The organism is Streptomyces sp. NPDC127197 (assembly GCF_042672405.1).
GTDB lineage: Bacteria > Actinomycetota > Actinomycetes > Streptomycetales > Streptomycetaceae > Streptomyces > Streptomyces flavusporus.
Genome location: NZ_JBHXVG010000008.1, coordinates 212,300 through 228,670 on the forward strand (window position 1 = coordinate 212,300; position 16,371 = coordinate 228,670).

Sequence of the window (16,371 nt, forward strand, 5' to 3'; positions counted from 1 at the left end):
ACCCCACGTCCAAGGGTGCGGCCTTCGCCGTACGCAACGAGCGCCGTCGGACGAGCGTCACGGTGACGGCTGATCGTGTGATCAGAGCTTGACGATCATCTTGCCGGTGTTGTCGCCGCGCAGGACGCCGAGGAAGGCCTCCAGGTTGTTCTCGATGCCCTCGACGACGGTCTCGCGGTACTTCAGGGCTCCCGAGGCGACCCAGGGGCCGACCTCCTGCACGAACTGCGGCTGGAGGTCGTAGTGGTCGCCGACCAGGAAGCCCTCGATGCGGCCGCGGGTCTGGATGAGGCGGGTGAGGTTGCGCGGGCCGGGGGCGGGCTCGGTGTTGTTGTAGACGGAGATCATGCCGCAGACGGCGATCCGGCCGCCCTGGTTGAGGGACCCGATGGCGGCCTCCAGGTGATCGCCACCGACGTTGTCGAAGTAGACGTCGATGCCGTCGGGCGCGGCGGCACGCAGCTGCTCGCCCACCGGCCCGGCCTTGTAGTTGAAGGCGGCGTCGAAGCCGTACTCCTCCACGAGCAGCTTGACCTTCTCGTCGGAGCCGGCCGACCCGATGACCCTGGACGCCCCCTTCAGCTTGGCGATCTGCCCGACCTGGCTGCCCACGGCACCGGCGGCACCGGACACGAACACGACATCGCCCTCCTTGAAGGCGGCGGTGCGCAGCAGACCGGCGTAGGCGGTCAGCCCGGTCATACCGAGCACCCCGAGGTACGTCGACAGCGGCGCGGCGTCCGGGTCCACCTTGACGGCGTTCTTGGCGTCCACGGCGGCGTACTCGCGCCAGCCGAAGAAGTGCAGCACATGATCGCCGACAGCGATGCCCTCGGCGTTCGAGGCGACGACCTCGCCGACCGCGCCGCCCTGCATGACCTTGCCGAGCTCGAAGGGGGCGACGTACGACTTGGCGGCGCTCATACGGCCGCGCATGTACGGATCCACGGAGAGGTACTGGTTCCTGACCAGCACCTGACCCTCGCCCGGCGTGGGCATCGGGGCCTCGACCAGGGCGAAGTCCTCGGGCTGGGGCCAGCCGACCGGGCGGCTGAGCAGGTGCCATTCGCGGTTGACGGCGGGGAGTGCGGGGGTGTCGGCCATGAGGGCGCCTTTCCTGCGGGCCGCCTGCGGATGCGGCAGGCGGAGCAAATACTTCAGAACCTGAAACAACAATGCTCTGGAATATTTCAGGATGTCAAGTAACCGGGTACCCTGGAGAGCATGGCCGTACCGCAGACCACCCGCCCCGATGAACTGACCATGGAGGTCGTCGACCTGATCGGCTCGGTCGTGGCCCTCTACCACGAGGAGTACGAGGAGGCCGCCGGCGAGCACGCGCTGACCGGCGCACAGGCCAAGCTGCTGAGCCTGCTGTCACTCGAACCACTGCCGATGCGCAAGCTGGCCCACAAGCTGAAGTGCGAGCCCTCCAACGTGACGGGCATCGTGGACCGCCTGGAGGCCCGGGGCCTGGTGGAACGCCGCCCGGACCCGGCCGACCGCCGTGTGAAGCTGGCGGTGGCGACGGAGGAGGGGCGGCGGGTGGCGCGCAGTCTGCGGGAATCACTGCGGTTTGCGCGGGAGCCGCTGGCGGGGTTGAGCGAGGAGGAGCGGCTGACGTTGCGGGATTTGCTGCGGCGGATGCTGGGGGCGGGCTCCTACGAAGGCTGACCCAACCGGCCTGCCACAGCCGGCAGATCTGAGCGGCGGTATGGCCGCACGCGAGTGCCGCGCACCCGTCAGGCGTCGAAGCGGCGGCGGGCGGCCTCGATGTGGCCGAGGTACTGGTGGGTCCAGCCGCACATTCCGTCGACCGTGGCGCGCAGAGCCTGGCCCGGCTCGGTGAGGGTGTACTCGACGCGCGGCGGCACGGTGGGGTGCACCTGCCGCTCGACCAGGCCGTAGCGCTCCAGCATGCGCAGGTTCTGGGTGAGCATCTTGTGGCTGATGCCCTCGACCTCGTTCCGCAACTCGCTGAAGCGCAGGGTGCGCCCACCGAGAGCCTCGATGATCAGGAACGCCCACTTGTTGGCGACGTCCGAGAAGATCTGCCGCGCCAGGGAGTCCGCGCGCCTGAGGTCCGCTTCCTCGGGCGAGCCCGTGAACTGCTTGGTCCCCATGAGGTTCCCCAGTCGCCGAAAAAGTGCGTTCTTCCAGGCCGACGGCCAGTCTCCTACGGTTTCCGAGTAACCACAAGAGAGTGACCGGCTACGTGCACCACCACAAGAACCGCTCGCACGTCTTCGTCGGCGACGGCTCCGGGTCCGGGTCCGGTACCGAGGTCGTCGGCTGTGAGGGCGGAGTCGGGGTCGGGTCCGGGTCGGCGGGTGGGGGCGCGGGGTCGGGGTTCGACGGGTCGTCGGGGGCCGGGTCCGTCGGGGAGGACTGGTCGTTCTCCGTCGGGGTCGCGGACTTCTTGTCGTCCTTCTCGTCCTTGTCCTTGTCGGACTTCGACGGGGAAGGGGACTTCGAGGCGTCCGCGGAGGCCGTGCCCGTGCCCGGGGTGGCGCCCGTGGAGCCGTCGGTCAGGGGGTCCGGTGATTCGTCGGACCCGTCCGACGCACCGCCGTCCGGCGAGGCGTCCCCGGCCGCTGCCGGCTTCGGGGATGAGCCCGGGGCGTCCAGGCCGAGTTCGGCGAGGCTCAGGGCGCCGGCGGCCAGGAGGAAGCCCGCCGCGATGAGCAGGGTGCGGCGGCGCCGGCGGCGGTGGGCCGCGGCCTTGCGGTCGCGGCGGCTCACGGCCGGCTGACGGCGTCGCCCGGAGCCGCGTCCGGGGCGGTCGTCGTCGTCCTCGTCGTATCCGTCGTCGTACGGCTCGTCGGGCTCCGCCGGCCGTACCACCGTGACGACGTCCGTCCGCACGTCCGTCCGTACGACGGTGTGCACGACCGTCTCCTCCGCGTACGCGCGAAGCTGTTCCGCTGGCGTGCCGCACCCCGGACAGGCGAGGGCGCCATTCAGGTGCCGTCGGCACGGGTGACAGTAGTCCATGACGCGGGAAGATTAAGTTCCGCATCGGTAACGTTCATAGGCTCCGCTGTGAATGTTCTGTGGTGAACGATCCGTTCCGGCGTGGCGAGTTGAGGGCAACCCGCCCGCATCACCCCGAAACGACTTTCGAAAGTGCCGAAACTGTTATGCGTTCGACCCATTGACACCCCGACCGCCCCGTCCTTACTGTCACGCCAGCATTTCGAACGAGTGACGAAATTTCGAACAGAGCCGACGTTCACGAGGGGCAACTGCCGTGCGCATCACCGGAATCAGCACACACGTGGTCGGGACGCCGTGGCGCAACCTGACGTACGTACAGGTGCACACCGACGAGGGCATCACCGGAGTCGGCGAGACCCGGATGCTGGGCCACACCGACGCGCTGATCGGCTATCTGCGGGAGGCCGAGGCCAACCACATTCTCGGTTCCGACCCGTTCGCTGTCGAGGACCTCGTCCGCAGGATGAAGTACGGCGACTACGGGCGGGCCGGCGAGATCGTCATGTCCGGTATCGCCGTCATCGAGATGGCCTGCTGGGACATCAAGGGCAAGGCCCTCGGGGTGCCCGTCTGGCAGCTCCTGGGCGGCAAGGTCACCGACAAGGTCAAGGCGTACGCCAACGGCTGGTACACCACCGAGCGGACCCCGGAGGCGTACCACAAGGCCGCCCAGGGGGTCATGGAGCGCGGGTACAAGGCACTCAAGATCGACCCCTTCGGCACCGGGCACTTCGAGCTCGACCACGAGCAGACCCTGTACGCCGTGTCGCTGATCGAGGCCGTGCGGGACGCCATCGGCCCGGAGGCCGAGCTGATGCTCGAGATGCACGGCCGGTTCTCGCCCGCCACCGCCGTCCGGCTGGCCAAGGAGCTCGCTCCCTTCAAGCCCGCCTGGCTGGAGGAGCCCTGCCCGCCGGAGAACCTGAAGGCGCTGGAGAAGGTCGCCGCCAAGGTGGACATCCCGGTCGCGACCGGTGAGCGCATCCACGACCGCATCGAGTTCCGCGAGCTCTTCGAGAGCCAGGCCGTCGACATCATCCAGCCCGACGTCGGCCACATCGGCGGCATCTGGGAGACGCGGAAGCTGGCCGCCACCGCCGAGACCCACTACATGCTCGTCGCCCCGCACAACGTCGGCGGGCCCGTCCTCACCGCCGCGTCCCTCCAGGTCGGCTTCACCTCCCCGAACTTCAAGATCCTGGAGCACTTCAACGACTTCGCCGACGCGGAGATCAAGAAGGTCGTCAAGGGCGCGCCCCAGGTGATCGACGGGTACTTCCACCTCTCCGACGCCCCCGGCCTCGGTGTCGAGCTCGACACCGACGCGGCTGCCGAGTTCCCGCAGCAGCAGGCCCGGTTCGACCTGTGGGCCGAGGGCTGGGAGCAGCGCAAGCCGAAGGAAACCAAGTGAGCACCGCCGTCGTCATCGAGGCGCCCGGCGAGCACCGGCTCGTCGAGCACACGCCCCGCCCGCCCGAGCCCGGCGAGGCGCTGGTCCGGGTGCACGCCGTCGGCATCTGCGGCAGCGACCGCGAGGTCTACCAGGGCAACCGGCCCGAGGGATACGTCCGTTACCCGCTCACCCCCGGCCACGAGTGGTCGGGGACGGTGCAGCAGGTCGGCGCCGGAGTCCCCGGGTCGCTCGTCGGCCGCAAGGTCGTCGGCGAGGGCTTCCGCAACTGCCAGGTGTGCGACCGCTGCCACGCCGGTGAGACCACGCTGTGCACGGACGGCTACGAGGAGACCGGGTTCACCCAGCCGGGGGCGATGGCCACCACCCTCACGCTCCCGGCGCGTCTGCTGCACGTCCTGCCGGACGACGCCGACCTGACGGCGGCGGCGCTGCTGGAGCCGGCCGCCTGCATCGCGGCGGCGGCCCTGAAGGCCCATGCCCTGCCCGGCGAGAAGGTGGCCGTGGTCGGCACCGGCACGCTCGGGATGTTCGCGGTGCAGTTCCTGCGCGCGGCCTCCCCGGCCGAGCTGCTGGTCGTCGGCACCCGTCCGGACCGTGCGGCCCTGTCCAGGGAGTTCGGCGCGACCGAGTTCCGTACGAAGGACGAGGAACTCCCCGGCGACTTCGACGTGGTGATCGAGACGGCCGGCTCCGCCGACGCCGCCCGCACCGCGGCCGCCCTGCTGCGGCGCGGCGGCCGGCTGGTCCTGACGGGGATCCCGGCGCCGGGCGCCGACGGTCTGGACCCGACGGATCTGGTCGTACGGCAGCTGGAGGTGCACACCGTTTTCGGCGCGCCGCCGGACGCCTGGGCGCACACGGTGCGGGTGTTCGGCGCCGGGCTGCTCGACCCGGTGCCGCTGGTCACCCACGAGCTGCCGCTCACCGAGTTCCCGCAGGCCATCGAGCTGGTGGGAGCCGGCGATCCGAAGGTCGGCAAGGTGCTGCTCCGCCCCTAGTCGTACGCCGGTACGGCGGCGACCTGACGGCCGCCGTACCGGCGTATCCCAGAGCTTCCCCTACCCAGAGCCCCGGACCACGTCCGATATCTCGAACACGAAGGACAGCTTGTGACCGACGCTTCCGCCACGGCAGCCCGCAGGCCCGGTGAGCAGGCGCTCACCGCGCTCGGCCTGGGCGCGCCCTCCCTCGACCCCGCCGACGCATCGCCGCACAGCTTTCCGGGCGGTGGCCGCTGGCGCACCGAGATCCCCTCGTGCGAGGGTCCCGAGGCGCTGGCGGTCGTGCTCAAGGAGTCCTCGCGGCTCGACGTACCGATCCACCGGATCAGCCAGGGCAGCGGCGTGTGGATGCTGACCGACGCCGAGATCACCGAGATGGTCGAGGCCACCGGCGAACGTGACATCGAGCTCTGCCTGTTCACCGGCCCGCGCGGCACCTGGGACATCGGCGGCTCGACCCGCACCGACTCCCGCGGCGGCGGCCTCAGGGCCCGCGGGCACGACGCCGTCGCCGGGTGCGTCGAGGACGCCGTACGGGCCACGGAGCTGGGCGTGAAGTGCCTGCTCGTCGCCGACGAGGGCGTGCTGTGGACGCTGCACCGGGCGCGCACGGCCGGGATCATCCCGGCCGACACCACGCTGAAGCTGTCGGCGCTGGTCGGGCCGGTCAACCCGGCCTCGTTCTCCGTGTACGAGCGGCTCGGCGCCGACTCGATCAACGTGCCCAGCGACCTGACGCTGGATCACCTCACCGAGATCCGGCGGGTGTCCGGCGCCCCCATGGACATGTACATCGAGGCCCCCGACGACCTCGGCGGCTATGTGCGGATGTACGAGGTCGCCGAGCTGATCCGGCGCGGCGCACCGCTCTACCTGAAGTTCGGCCTGTCCAAGGCCCCCGGGATCTACCCGTACGGCCACCACCTGCGGGACGTCACCCTGGCCACCGCCAGGGAGCGGGTGCGGCGCGGCCGGCTGGCCCTGGACCTGCTCGCCCGGCACGGGGCCGACGGGGACATGGCCCCGCTGGGCTCGCGGCTGCCCGGCGAGCTCAAGCGGTTCGAAACATATTCATAAAGGTTTCGACGCCCCCTCTTCACAGAAGACGACGCAGGCAAACAGAATCCCACACACCGTTCACCGGTTTTCACGAACCACCCCAGCGTTGCCGCACACCCATTCCCAGCCGGGCTGAGACATCAAGGAAGATGACCATGCGCAATCGCCGAGCCGCACTTTCCGCCATAGCCGCAGCGGCCTCCCTCGCCCTCACCCTGACCGCCTGCGGCCAGAGCAGTGAGGGTGGCAGCGAGGAGGACAAGGGCAGCGCCGAGGGCGCCACCATCGGCATCGCGATGCCGACCAAGTCCTCCGAGCGCTGGATCGCCGACGGCAACAACGTCAAGAAGGACCTGGAGTCCAAGGGCTACAAGACCCAGCTGGTCTACGGCGAGGACGACCCCGACCAGCAGGTCTCGCAGATCGAGAACCTGATCACGCAGGGTGTGCGCGCCCTGATCGTCGCGGCCATCGACAACAAGTCGATGAACAACGTCCTCCAGCAGGCCAAGGACGCCGACATCCCGGTGATCTCCTACGACCGCCTCATCCTCGGCACGGAGAACGTCGACTACTACGCCTCCTTCGACAACGAGAAGGTCGGCGAGCTCCAGGGCAACTACATCGTCGAGAAGCTCGGCCTGAAGGACGGCTCCGAAAAGGGCCCGTTCAACATCGAGCTGTTCGCCGGCTCCAACGACGACAACAACACCCGCTACTTCTTCCAGGGCGCGATGAACGTCCTGCAGCCCTACATCGACAAGAAGCAGCTGGTCGTCCGGTCCAAGCAGACCGAGCTGAACCAGGTCACCACCCTGCGCTGGGACGGCGGCACCGCCCAGAAGCGCATGGACGACATCCTGACCTCGGCGTACAAGAGCGAGCGGGTCGACGCGGTGCTCTCGCCGTACGACGGCATCTCCATCGGCATCCTGTCGGCGCTGAAGTCGGACGACTACGGCTCCAAGAGCAAGCCGCTGCCGATCGTCACCGGTCAGGACGCCGAGGTCGCCTCGGTGAAGTCGATCATCGCCGACCAGCAGTCGATGACCGTCTACAAGGACACCCGCGAACTCGCCAAGGTGGCCTCGAACATGGTCGACGCGGTGCTCAACGACAAGAAGCCCGAGGTCAACGACACCAAGACGTACGACAACGGCGCCAAGGTCGTCCCGGCCTACCTGCTGGAGCCGGTGGCCGTCGACAAGGCCAACTACCAGGAGACCGTCGTCGACTCCGGCTACATCAAGGAAAGCGACCTCAAGTAACCGCCAGCACCTAGGGATTGGAAGGCACGACCATGGCGGGACCCGTCCTGGAAATGCGCTCGATCGTCAAGACCTTTCCCGGCGTCAAGGCGCTGTCGGACGTCACACTGACCGTCCAGCAGGGCGAGGTCCACGCCATCTGCGGGGAGAACGGCGCCGGCAAGTCGACCCTGATGAAGGTCCTCTCCGGCGTCCACCCGCACGGCACCTACGAGGGGGACATCCTCTTCGAGGGGGAGGTCTGCGAGTTCAAGGACATCCGGGCGAGCGAGCACCGCGGCATCGTCATCATCCACCAGGAGCTGGCGCTGTCGCCGTACCTCTCCCTCGCGGAGAACATCTTCCTCGGCAACGAGCATGCCAAGGGTGGCTTCATCAACTGGCGGGAGACCCTGCGGCACGCCACCGAGCTGCTGCGCCGGGTCGGTCTGACCGACCATCCGGAGACCCGCGTCGCCGACATCGGCGTGGGCAAGCAGCAGCTCGTGGAGATCGCGAAGGCGCTGTCGAAGAAGGTGAAGCTGCTCATCCTGGATGAGCCGACCGCGGCCCTGAACGACGAGGACAGCGGCAAACTCCTGGATTTGATCCTGGAGTTGAAGAAGCAGGGCATCACCTCGATCATCATCTCCCACAAGCTCAACGAGATCCGCAAGGTCGCCGACTCGGTGACGATCATCCGTGACGGCCAGACCATCGAGACGCTCGACGTGAAGGCCCCGGAGACCACCGAGGACCGGATCATCAGCGGGATGGTCGGCCGTGACCTGGAGCATCGCTTCCCGGAGCGCACGCCGCACGAGCCGGAGGAGGGCGCGGCCCCCGCGCTGGAGATCCGCAACTGGACCGTGCACCACCCGATCGACCAGCAGCGCAAGGTGGTCGACGATGTGTCACTGTCCGTGCGGCGCGGGGAGATCGTCGGTATCGCGGGCCTGATGGGCGCCGGGCGCACCGAGCTCGCGATGAGCGTCTTCGGCCGCACCTACGGCCGGTACGCCGACGGCACGGTCCTCAAGGACGGCAGGGAGATCCGTACGAAGACCGTCCCCGAGGCGGTCAAGCACGGCATCGCGTACGTCACCGAGGACCGCAAGCACTACGGCCTCAATCTCATCGACACCATCAACCGCAACATCTCGCTCAGCGCGCTGGGCAAGGTCGCCAAGCGGGGTGTGGTCGACGAACACGAGGAGCGGCAGGTCGCCGAGGGCTTCCGCAAGTCCATGAACATCAAGGCGCCGACCGTCTTCGAGCCGGTGGGCAAGCTGTCCGGCGGCAACCAGCAGAAGGTCGTCCTCAGCAAGTGGATCTTCGCGGGTCCGGACGTGCTGATCCTGGACGAGCCGACGCGCGGCATCGACGTCGGTGCCAAGTACGAGATCTACACGGTCATCGACCAGCTGGCCGCCCAGGGCAAGGCGGTCGTCTTCATCTCCTCCGAGCTGCCGGAGCTGCTCGGCATGTGTGACCGCATCTACACGATGGCCGCGGGGCGGCTGACCGGCGAGTTCTCGCGGGCCGAGGCCTCGCAGGAATCGCTGATGCGTCAGATGACTAAGGACAAAGAGGTATCCCGATGAGCACGGATGTGACCGCCAAGACCCCGGCCCCCGCGCCGCCGGGCAAGAGCGGAGGGGCCGCGGGCGACGGCCTGCTCCAGCTGGTCCTGGACGGCATGCGCCGCAACATGCGGCAGTACGGCATGCTGATCGCCCTCGGCCTGATCGTGGCGCTGTTCGCCGTGTGGACCGACGGCGACCTGCTGCTGCCGCGCAACGTCTCCAACCTGGTGCTGCAGAACAGCTACATCCTGATCCTCGCGATCGGCATGATGCTGGTCATCATCGCGGGCCACATCGACCTGTCGGTGGGATCACTGACAGCGTTCATCGGCTCGATGGCCGCCGTGTTCATGGTCAAGAACGATCTGCCATGGCCGGTCGCCGTCATCCTCTGCCTCGCCATGGGCGCGGTCGCGGGCGCGGCACAAGGGTTCTTCATCGCCTACGGCGGCATACCGTCGTTCATCGTGACCCTCGCGGGCATGCTGATCTTCCGCGGTCTGACCGAGATCTTCCTCGAGGGCCAGACCCTCGGCCCGTTCCCGGAGGGTCTGCAGAAGGTCGCCAACGGCTTCCTGCCCGAGGTCGGACCGAACACCAACTACCACAACCTCACTCTGCTGCTGGGCTTCGGGATGATCGCGTTCGTGGTCTTCCAGGAGTTCCGCGACCGCCGCCGGCAGCAGGAGTTCTCCCTGGACGTCCCGCCCTTCAACCTGTTCCTGCTGAAGCTGGTCGCGCTCGGCGCCGCCATCCTCACGCTGACGCTGCTGCTGGCCAGCTACAAGGGCGCCCCGATCGTGCTGCTCATCCTGGGCGTGCTGCTCGTCGGCTTCGGCTACGTCATGCGCAACGCGATCATCGGCCGCCACATCTACGCGATCGGCGGCAACCTGCCCGCGGCCAAGCTGTCGGGTGTGAAGGACAAGAAGGTCACCTTCCTGATCTTCGTGAACATGGGCATGCTCGCGGCCCTGGCGGGTCTGGTCTTCGCCGCCCGCTTCAACGCGGCCTCGCCCAAGGCCGGCCTGAACTTCGAGCTGGAGGCGATCGCGGCCTCGTTCATCGGCGGCGCGTCGATGAGCGGCGGTGTCGGCACCGTGCTCGGCGCGATCATCGGCGGTCTGGTCCTGGGCGTGCTGAACAACGGTATGAACCTCGTCGGCATCGGCACCGACTGGCAGCAGGTCATCAAGGGCCTGGTACTGCTCGCGGCGGTCGGGTTCGACGTGTGGAACAAGCGCAAGGTCGGTTCGTAAGTCAGCAGGGCCCCGCCGGAAGGCGGGGCCCCTCCTTATGCAGGAGCCGCACATGGAACTGAACAGACGCACGGTCATCGCGGGAGCCGCGGCGGCGGGCATAGCCGCCACCACGCTCGGCGGCACAGCACACGCCACGGGAGGCAGGACGCCGGTGAAGTCGCTCTTCGGCAAGCTCGCCGACGGCACGAAGGTCTACAGCTGGTCGCTGGAGAACGGCGGCACCCGCCTGAAGGTCCTCTCCTACGGCGGCATCGTCCAGTCCCTGGAGATCCCCGACCGGCGCGGCCGCTACACCAACGTCTCGCTGGGCTTCGACAACATCGAGGACTACGTCTCCTCCAGCCCGTACTTCGGCGCGCTGATCGGCCGCTACGGCAACCGCATCGCCAAGGGCAGGTTCACCCTGGACGGCAAGGCGTACCAGCTGTCCGTCAACGACGGCGACAACAGCCTGCACGGCGGAGCGCAGGGCTTCGACAAGCGGGTGTGGGACATCGAGCCGTTCACCAAGGGCTCCGACGTCGGCCTGTACCTGTACTACACCAGCGTCGACGGCGAGATGGGCTACCCGGGCACGCTCAAGTCGAAGGTCACGTACACCCTCACCCGGCACGGCGACTGGCGCATCGACTACGAGGCCACCACCGACAAGGCCACGGTCGTCAACCTCACCAGCCACGTCTACTGGAACCTGGCCGGCGAGTCGAGCGGCACGATCTACGACCACGAGCTGTCCATCGCCGCCGCCCGCTACACGCCGGTCGACTCAGGGCTGATCCCCACGGGCGAACTGGCGAAGGTCGCGGGCACCCCCTTCGACTTCCGCCGCACCAAGACCGTCGGCGAGGACATCCGCGTCGCGCACCAGCAGCTGCTGTACGGCAAGGGCCTGGACCACAACTGGGTCCTCGACAAGGGCATCACGGCCCGCCCCGAGCACATCGCCACGCTCCGGGACCCGTCCTCCGGCCGCACCCTGAAGATCGCGACCACCGAGCCGGGCCTGCAGTTCTACTCCGGCAACTTCCTGGACGGCTCCCTCGTCGGCACCGGCGGGACCGTCTACCGGCAGGGCGACGGGCTGTGCCTGGAGACCCAGCACTACCCGGACTCGCCGAACCACCCGTCGTTCCCGTCGACGGTGCTGCGGCCGGGGCAGACGTACCGGTCGACAACCATCCATTCGTTCGGTGCGTGATACTGTGCGATCAGGTGACTCCGGTGTGTAGCGAGAACCAAGCATATGTCGGTGTCAGTGCACGATGGCAGCTGCTGTTTCCGGGCTGGTTTCAACCCGGCTGGTGCTGATCGCGGAAGACCTGACGGGTCGTTGGCCTGCCAGGCGGCGTGAGCCAGGAATCTCCCTCGCGAGGGAGAGGATTCAAATGAGTTGAACGGCGTCACAGCCGCATCCGTATGAATGGGCGGCCCGCGCTCCCCCGCGCGGGCCGCCCAGACGACGGACCCGATCGTCCCCACCGGGCCCGCCTCATACGGAGGTTCCATGGCTGACAACGTCACCTCGCTGTTCCGCAGCACTGCGGCGCACAGCCCCTCCATGGCGGCGCTGACGCGGGAGGGCGGCGACGAGACCGGCCCGGTGGACTTCTGCATCCCTTGCAACCCCTACTTCCCCACCCCGGCCATGTTCGACGAGATGGCGAGCAGGCTGCGGGACATCATCACGTACTACCCGAGCAGCGCCGACACCATCACCGCCGAACTGTGCAGCCTGCTCCAGCTTCCGCCGCAGTGCGTGGCGATGGGCAACGGCTCGACCGAGCTGATCACCTGGATCGACCACCTCCTCGTCCGTGAGTCCCTCGCCATCCCCGTCCCCACCTTCGGCCGCTGGACCGACCAGCCGATGGAGACCGGCAAGCGGGTCGACATGTTCCCGCTCCAGGAGTCCAGCGGCTTCGCCCTGGACCTGGCGCAGTACGCCGAGTTCATCCGGGCCCGCGGCACCCGGGTCGCCGTCCTGTGCAACCCCAACAACCCCGACGGCGGCTACCTGCACAAGCACGCGGTCGTGCAGTTCATGGACGCGATGGCGGACCGGGACCTGGTCGTGATCGACGAGTCGTTCCTGGAGTTCGCCGACGCCGAGGCCGAACCCAGCGTCGTGCAGGAGGCGATGATCCGGCCCAACGTCATCGTGCTGCGCAGCCTCGGCAAGAACTTCGGCCTGCACGGCATCCGCTTCGGCTACCTCGTCGCCAACCCGGCGCTCGCGGGCCGGGTCCGCTCCATGCTCCCCAAGTGGAACCTCAACTCCTTCGCCGAGCACGTGGTGTTCATGCTGAAGGAACACGGCCAGGAGTACGCGCAGAGCCTCCAGCAGGTGCGACGGGACCGGCTGGACATGGCCGGCCAGCTGGCCGCGCTGCCCGGCCTGACGGTGTACCCGTCCCAGGGCAATTTCCTCTTCGTGCGCCTCCCCGTGGGCGCCGAGGGCACCGTGGTCCGGGACCGGATGCTGACCGAGCACCGGATCCTGGTCCGTGAGTGCGGCAACAAGATCGGATCCTCCAGCCGCTTCCTGCGGCTCGTGGTGCGCCCCCAGGTGGATGTGCGTCGCCTGGTGTCCGGCCTGGAACAGGTGCTCTACGGGACCAGGAGGGGAGCCGCCGTGCCCGAGCTGGGCACCGGGACCAGCTACAGCTCGGGTACGGCGGCGGTGGACCGGCTCGTCAGTGCCACCAATGGCGCCGGTATGCAAGGCCTTGCCGCTCAGGCCGTCGGCGCCGTCGGTGCGGTCGGTGCCGGTGGGCGGGGCCTGGCAGCCGCCCCGCCCGCCGGCACCGGCATGCCGATGCCGGCCGCGGCACAGACCGGCGGGGCGGGGGTGCCGATGCCGGCGGCGGCACAGACGTTCCCGCAGCCGGCAGCGGCGCAGACGTTCTCGCAGCCGGCGGCCGCGCAGACGTTCTCGCAGCCGACGGCGCCGCAGGCGGTCCCGCAACCGGCGGCGCCGCAGCCCGTCCCTCAGCCCGCGATTCCGCAGCCTGGGCCACCGCAGGCGATCCCGCAGCCCGCGGTGGCCCAGGCGGTACCCCAGCAGCCGTCCGGCCTCACCCCGCCCGGCGTCCCGGCCCGCGGTGGCCTCACCGCCGCGCAGGTGCGGGGCACCACGGGCACCGGCGTCCCCGCCGGTCTGGCGACGGCACCGGCGACCGGCTGGCCGGGCGCGACCAGCTGGCCGAACCCGGCCGGGATGGGCCAGGTGGGGTAGGCGGCCCGCCGGGTCAGGCCGGAGTCAGCCGCCACTGCTGGCAGGCGTTGTTCAGCCACGTCCACTGGCGTACGTCGGCCCCGTCCGCCGTCGAGCAGTTGGCGACGTCGGCGACCTTGCCGGTGGCCTGGTTGACGATCCGTACGTAGCCGCCGTCGGTGGCGACGAACCGGAACCGCTGGCAGGTGTTGTTGAGCCAGGACCACTGCCGCAGATCGGCCCCGTCGTCGGCGGAACAGTTCGCGGTGTCGAGCACCTTGCCGGTGGCCACGTTCACCAGCCGGTGGGTGTCGTCACCGAGATCCTCGAGCCGCCACCGCTGGTTGTTGCCGCCACTGCAGCCGTACTGCTGGACATTGGCCCCGTCGGCACTGGAACTCCCCGCTACGTCAAGGCACTTGCCGCTGTTTCGATTGACGACGGTGTACGTGGTCGAGGCCGCCGCCGGCTCACCGGACGGACCGGCGAGCGAGGCCCCCAGCCGCACCGGCGTACCGAAGTTCGGCGTACCGTCCGAGTTCCAGGTGAACCTCTGCGCCCGGGTCGTCCGTCCGTTGTCGCAGCCCTCGCTCGCGCCGTCGTTGGCGTGGTAGACGATCCAGCTCTCACTGCCGTCCGGCGAGGTGAAGAACCCGTTGTGGCCGGGACCGTAGACGCCGTTGCCGTCACTGCGCTGGAAGACGGGCGTGGACTTCTTCGTCCAGGAGGAGGCGGAGAGCGGGTTGGACCCGGTGAGTTCGAGCTGGCCGAGCTTGTAGTCGGGGGTCCAGCAGCCGCTCGCCGAGTAGATGAGGAACGTCCGCCCGCCGCGCTGAAGGATCTCCGGGCCCTCGTTGACCGTCCCGCCCTGCCGCTCCCAGTCGTACGTCGGCGTCGAGACCGTCGAGAAGGCCCCGCTGACGGTGTACGGATTCGACATCCGAGCGGCGACGAGATTCTGGGTCCCGCCACTGGCACTCCCGAACAGATAGAGAGAGCCGTTGATGGTGGCGACGGTCGGATCCAGCATCCAGGCGGAGTTGAGCTGCGCCTTGTAGGTGTACGGCCCCATGGGATCGGACCCGGCGCTCTCCAGCACGTGGGTGCGCTGCGTCGGAATGTAGTCGGACACGTTCTGCCCGGCGACGTAGTACAGGTACCAGCGGCCGTTCAGGAAGTGCAGCTCCGGCGCCCAGATGTTGCAGCACCGGGAGGCGGCGTCGCCGGTCCACACCTGCACGCTGGGAGCGGTGGAGAGACCGGCGAGGGTGGTGGACTTGCGGATGGTGATGGCGCTGGTCCAACTGGTCGTGACCAGGTAGTAGTTGCCGTTGTGGTACGAGATCCAGGGGTCGGCGCCCTTGACGGACTTGACGGGGTTGGTGAACGAGGCGGCGCTCGCGGAGGACTGGCCGAGGCCGAGCGCGAGCAGGAGGGCCGCCAGCAGGGTCAGTAAGCGACGGGCCATCCGCTGCTCCAGTTCAGGAGGTTGATGCCGAGCTTGGGGGTGCCGTTGTCGTTGCCGTCGTAGTAGTGGTAGACGATCAGGTCGCCGTCCACGTCGTTCATGATCGACTGTCCGCCGGGCCCGATGATGCTGCCGTGCGACTCGAGGACGGGTGTCCCGCCGTTGTTCATCATCGAGACGCCGTTCTTGTCGTGGTACGGCCCGGTGATGCTGGTGGCGCGGCCGACCTTGACCTTGTACGTGGAGCTGGTGCCGGCGCAGCAGGTGTCGTACGAGGCGAAGAGGTAGTAGTAGCCGTTGCGCTTGACGATGAACGGCGCCTCGACGGCCTTCGTCCCGGTCGGGCGGGAGGCGAGCGAGTACCGGGTCGTGTTGCTGGAGAGCTGCTTGCCGGTGGACGGATTGATCTGGATCATCTTGATCCCCGTCCACCAACTGCCGAAGGACAGCCACCACTTTCCGTCGCCGTCGACGAAGAGGTTGGGGTCGATGGCGTTGTAGTCGCTGGAGGAGCCGGAGGTGTAGACGGTGCCCTGGTCGGTCCAGCTGCCGGGCTGGCCGGTGCTGGAGGTGGCGAGGCCGATGGCGGAGGTGTTCGAGCCGAACTTCGAGACGGAGTAGTACATCAGGTACTTGCCGCCGTGGTACGAGATGTCCGGCGCCCAGGCTTCGGGGACGGAGGAGTAGTTCCGCCACCAACTGGGCCGCGAGGAGAAGGCGTCCGCGCCGGCGCTGAACGCGATGCGGTCGCTGGAGGTCTTGTTGGCGATGCCTCCGCCGGTGGCGTAGAGCAGGTACTGCCCGGACGAGGTGCGGATCATCGTCGGGTCGTGGGTGACGACGGAGCCGGTGACCCGTCCGGGGTTCGGGTACGCCGATGCCGTGGACGGCAGCAGGGCGAGCAGGACGGCGGCGGGGAGGGCGAGGAGTGCGGTTCTGGTCGTTCGGGAGGTGCGGCTCACGCGGATCCTCCTTGCGGGTGGGGGCGTTGGAATGGAGCGCCCGTACGTCCGTGATTTCGAACAGCGATCGCAAGCTCGGACGGACCGTAGAATCGAACCACTTGCGCGTCAATGGTCCGCGCAGTCACAGCGGGCGCACTACGAAGTGGTAACGGGCGGCA

The 16,371-nt window shown here is 68.5% G+C and carries 14 protein-coding genes; 9 read left to right on the plus strand and 5 right to left on the minus strand.

Going from position 1 to position 16,371, the window contains the following annotated elements:
* Positions 1-81: 81 nt before the first annotated feature.
* Positions 82-1,104, minus strand: a complete 1,023-nt coding sequence (locus ACFVJQ_RS15695) for an NADP-dependent oxidoreductase (protein WP_385784163.1) — start codon at positions 1,102-1,104, stop codon at positions 82-84.
* A 120-nt stretch (positions 1,105-1,224) separates the two neighbouring features.
* On the opposite strand from ACFVJQ_RS15695, the gene ACFVJQ_RS15700 reads away from it, so the two are divergent.
* Positions 1,225-1,674 carry a MarR family winged helix-turn-helix transcriptional regulator gene (locus ACFVJQ_RS15700; RefSeq protein WP_385513142.1) on the plus strand — a complete coding sequence of 150 codons (450 nt, stop codon included), beginning with the start codon at positions 1,225-1,227 and terminating at the stop codon, positions 1,672-1,674.
* 68 nt (positions 1,675-1,742) lie between these two features.
* Here ACFVJQ_RS15700 and ACFVJQ_RS15705 read toward each other — a convergent pair whose 3' ends face one another.
* Both ACFVJQ_RS15705 and ACFVJQ_RS15710 read right to left on the minus strand, forming a co-directional pair.
* Positions 1,743-2,123, minus strand: a complete 381-nt coding sequence (locus tag ACFVJQ_RS15705; protein ID WP_385513141.1) for a winged helix-turn-helix transcriptional regulator — start codon at positions 2,121-2,123, stop codon at positions 1,743-1,745.
* 88 nt (positions 2,124-2,211) lie between these two features.
* Positions 2,212-2,889, minus strand: a complete 678-nt coding sequence (locus ACFVJQ_RS15710) for a hypothetical protein (protein ID WP_385784167.1) — start codon at positions 2,887-2,889, stop codon at positions 2,212-2,214.
* A gap of 361 nt (positions 2,890-3,250) precedes the next feature.
* Here ACFVJQ_RS15710 and ACFVJQ_RS15715 point away from each other — a divergent pair, with 361 nt between their 5' ends.
* The 8 genes from ACFVJQ_RS15715 to ACFVJQ_RS15750 all read left to right on the plus strand — a co-directional run bounded on the left by ACFVJQ_RS15715 (position 3,251) and on the right by ACFVJQ_RS15750 (position 13,801).
* Complete coding sequence (locus ACFVJQ_RS15715; RefSeq protein WP_385784170.1) at positions 3,251-4,408, plus strand: mandelate racemase/muconate lactonizing enzyme family protein; 1,158 nt, start codon at positions 3,251-3,253, stop codon at positions 4,406-4,408.
* Positions 4,405-5,409: a zinc-binding dehydrogenase gene (locus tag ACFVJQ_RS15720; protein WP_224733996.1), complete on the plus strand. Its 1,005-nt coding sequence runs from the start codon at positions 4,405-4,407 to the stop codon at positions 5,407-5,409. The genes ACFVJQ_RS15715 and ACFVJQ_RS15720 overlap by 4 nt, the downstream gene beginning before the upstream one ends.
* 111 nt (positions 5,410-5,520) lie before the next feature.
* Positions 5,521-6,489, plus strand: coding sequence for a hypothetical protein (locus ACFVJQ_RS15725; RefSeq protein ID WP_385513137.1), 969 nt, complete (start codon positions 5,521-5,523; stop codon positions 6,487-6,489).
* Between the two features lie 137 nt (positions 6,490-6,626).
* On the plus strand, positions 6,627-7,739 hold the full coding sequence (gene chvE, locus ACFVJQ_RS15730) for a multiple monosaccharide ABC transporter substrate-binding protein (RefSeq protein WP_385513136.1): 1,113 nt from the start codon (positions 6,627-6,629) through the stop codon (positions 7,737-7,739).
* Between the two features lie 32 nt (positions 7,740-7,771).
* On the plus strand, positions 7,772-9,322 hold the full coding sequence (gene mmsA / locus ACFVJQ_RS15735; RefSeq protein ID WP_385513135.1) for a multiple monosaccharide ABC transporter ATP-binding protein: 1,551 nt from the start codon (positions 7,772-7,774) through the stop codon (positions 9,320-9,322).
* Positions 9,319-10,563 (plus strand): multiple monosaccharide ABC transporter permease, encoded by a 1,245-nt coding sequence (mmsB, locus tag ACFVJQ_RS15740; protein ID WP_385263226.1) that lies wholly within the window; start codon positions 9,319-9,321, stop codon positions 10,561-10,563. Before mmsA ends, mmsB begins: the two co-directional genes overlap by 4 nt.
* A gap of 52 nt (positions 10,564-10,615) precedes the next feature.
* Positions 10,616-11,764, plus strand: a complete 1,149-nt coding sequence (locus tag ACFVJQ_RS15745; protein WP_385513134.1) for an aldose epimerase family protein — start codon at positions 10,616-10,618, stop codon at positions 11,762-11,764.
* A 306-nt stretch (positions 11,765-12,070) separates the two neighbouring features.
* Positions 12,071-13,801 (plus strand): aminotransferase class I/II-fold pyridoxal phosphate-dependent enzyme, encoded by a 1,731-nt coding sequence (locus ACFVJQ_RS15750; protein ID WP_385784176.1) that lies wholly within the window; start codon positions 12,071-12,073, stop codon positions 13,799-13,801.
* Between the two features lie 13 nt (positions 13,802-13,814).
* Here the strand turns inward: ACFVJQ_RS15750 and ACFVJQ_RS15755 are convergent, their stop codons facing one another.
* Positions 13,815-15,248: a family 43 glycosylhydrolase gene (locus tag ACFVJQ_RS15755; protein ID WP_385784179.1), complete on the minus strand. Its 1,434-nt coding sequence runs from the start codon at positions 15,246-15,248 to the stop codon at positions 13,815-13,817.
* Complete coding sequence (locus ACFVJQ_RS15760) at positions 15,230-16,210, minus strand: arabinan endo-1,5-alpha-L-arabinosidase (RefSeq protein WP_385513131.1); 981 nt, start codon at positions 16,208-16,210, stop codon at positions 15,230-15,232. Before ACFVJQ_RS15760 ends, ACFVJQ_RS15755 begins: the two co-directional genes overlap by 19 nt.
* Positions 16,211-16,371: the final 161 nt, after the last annotated feature.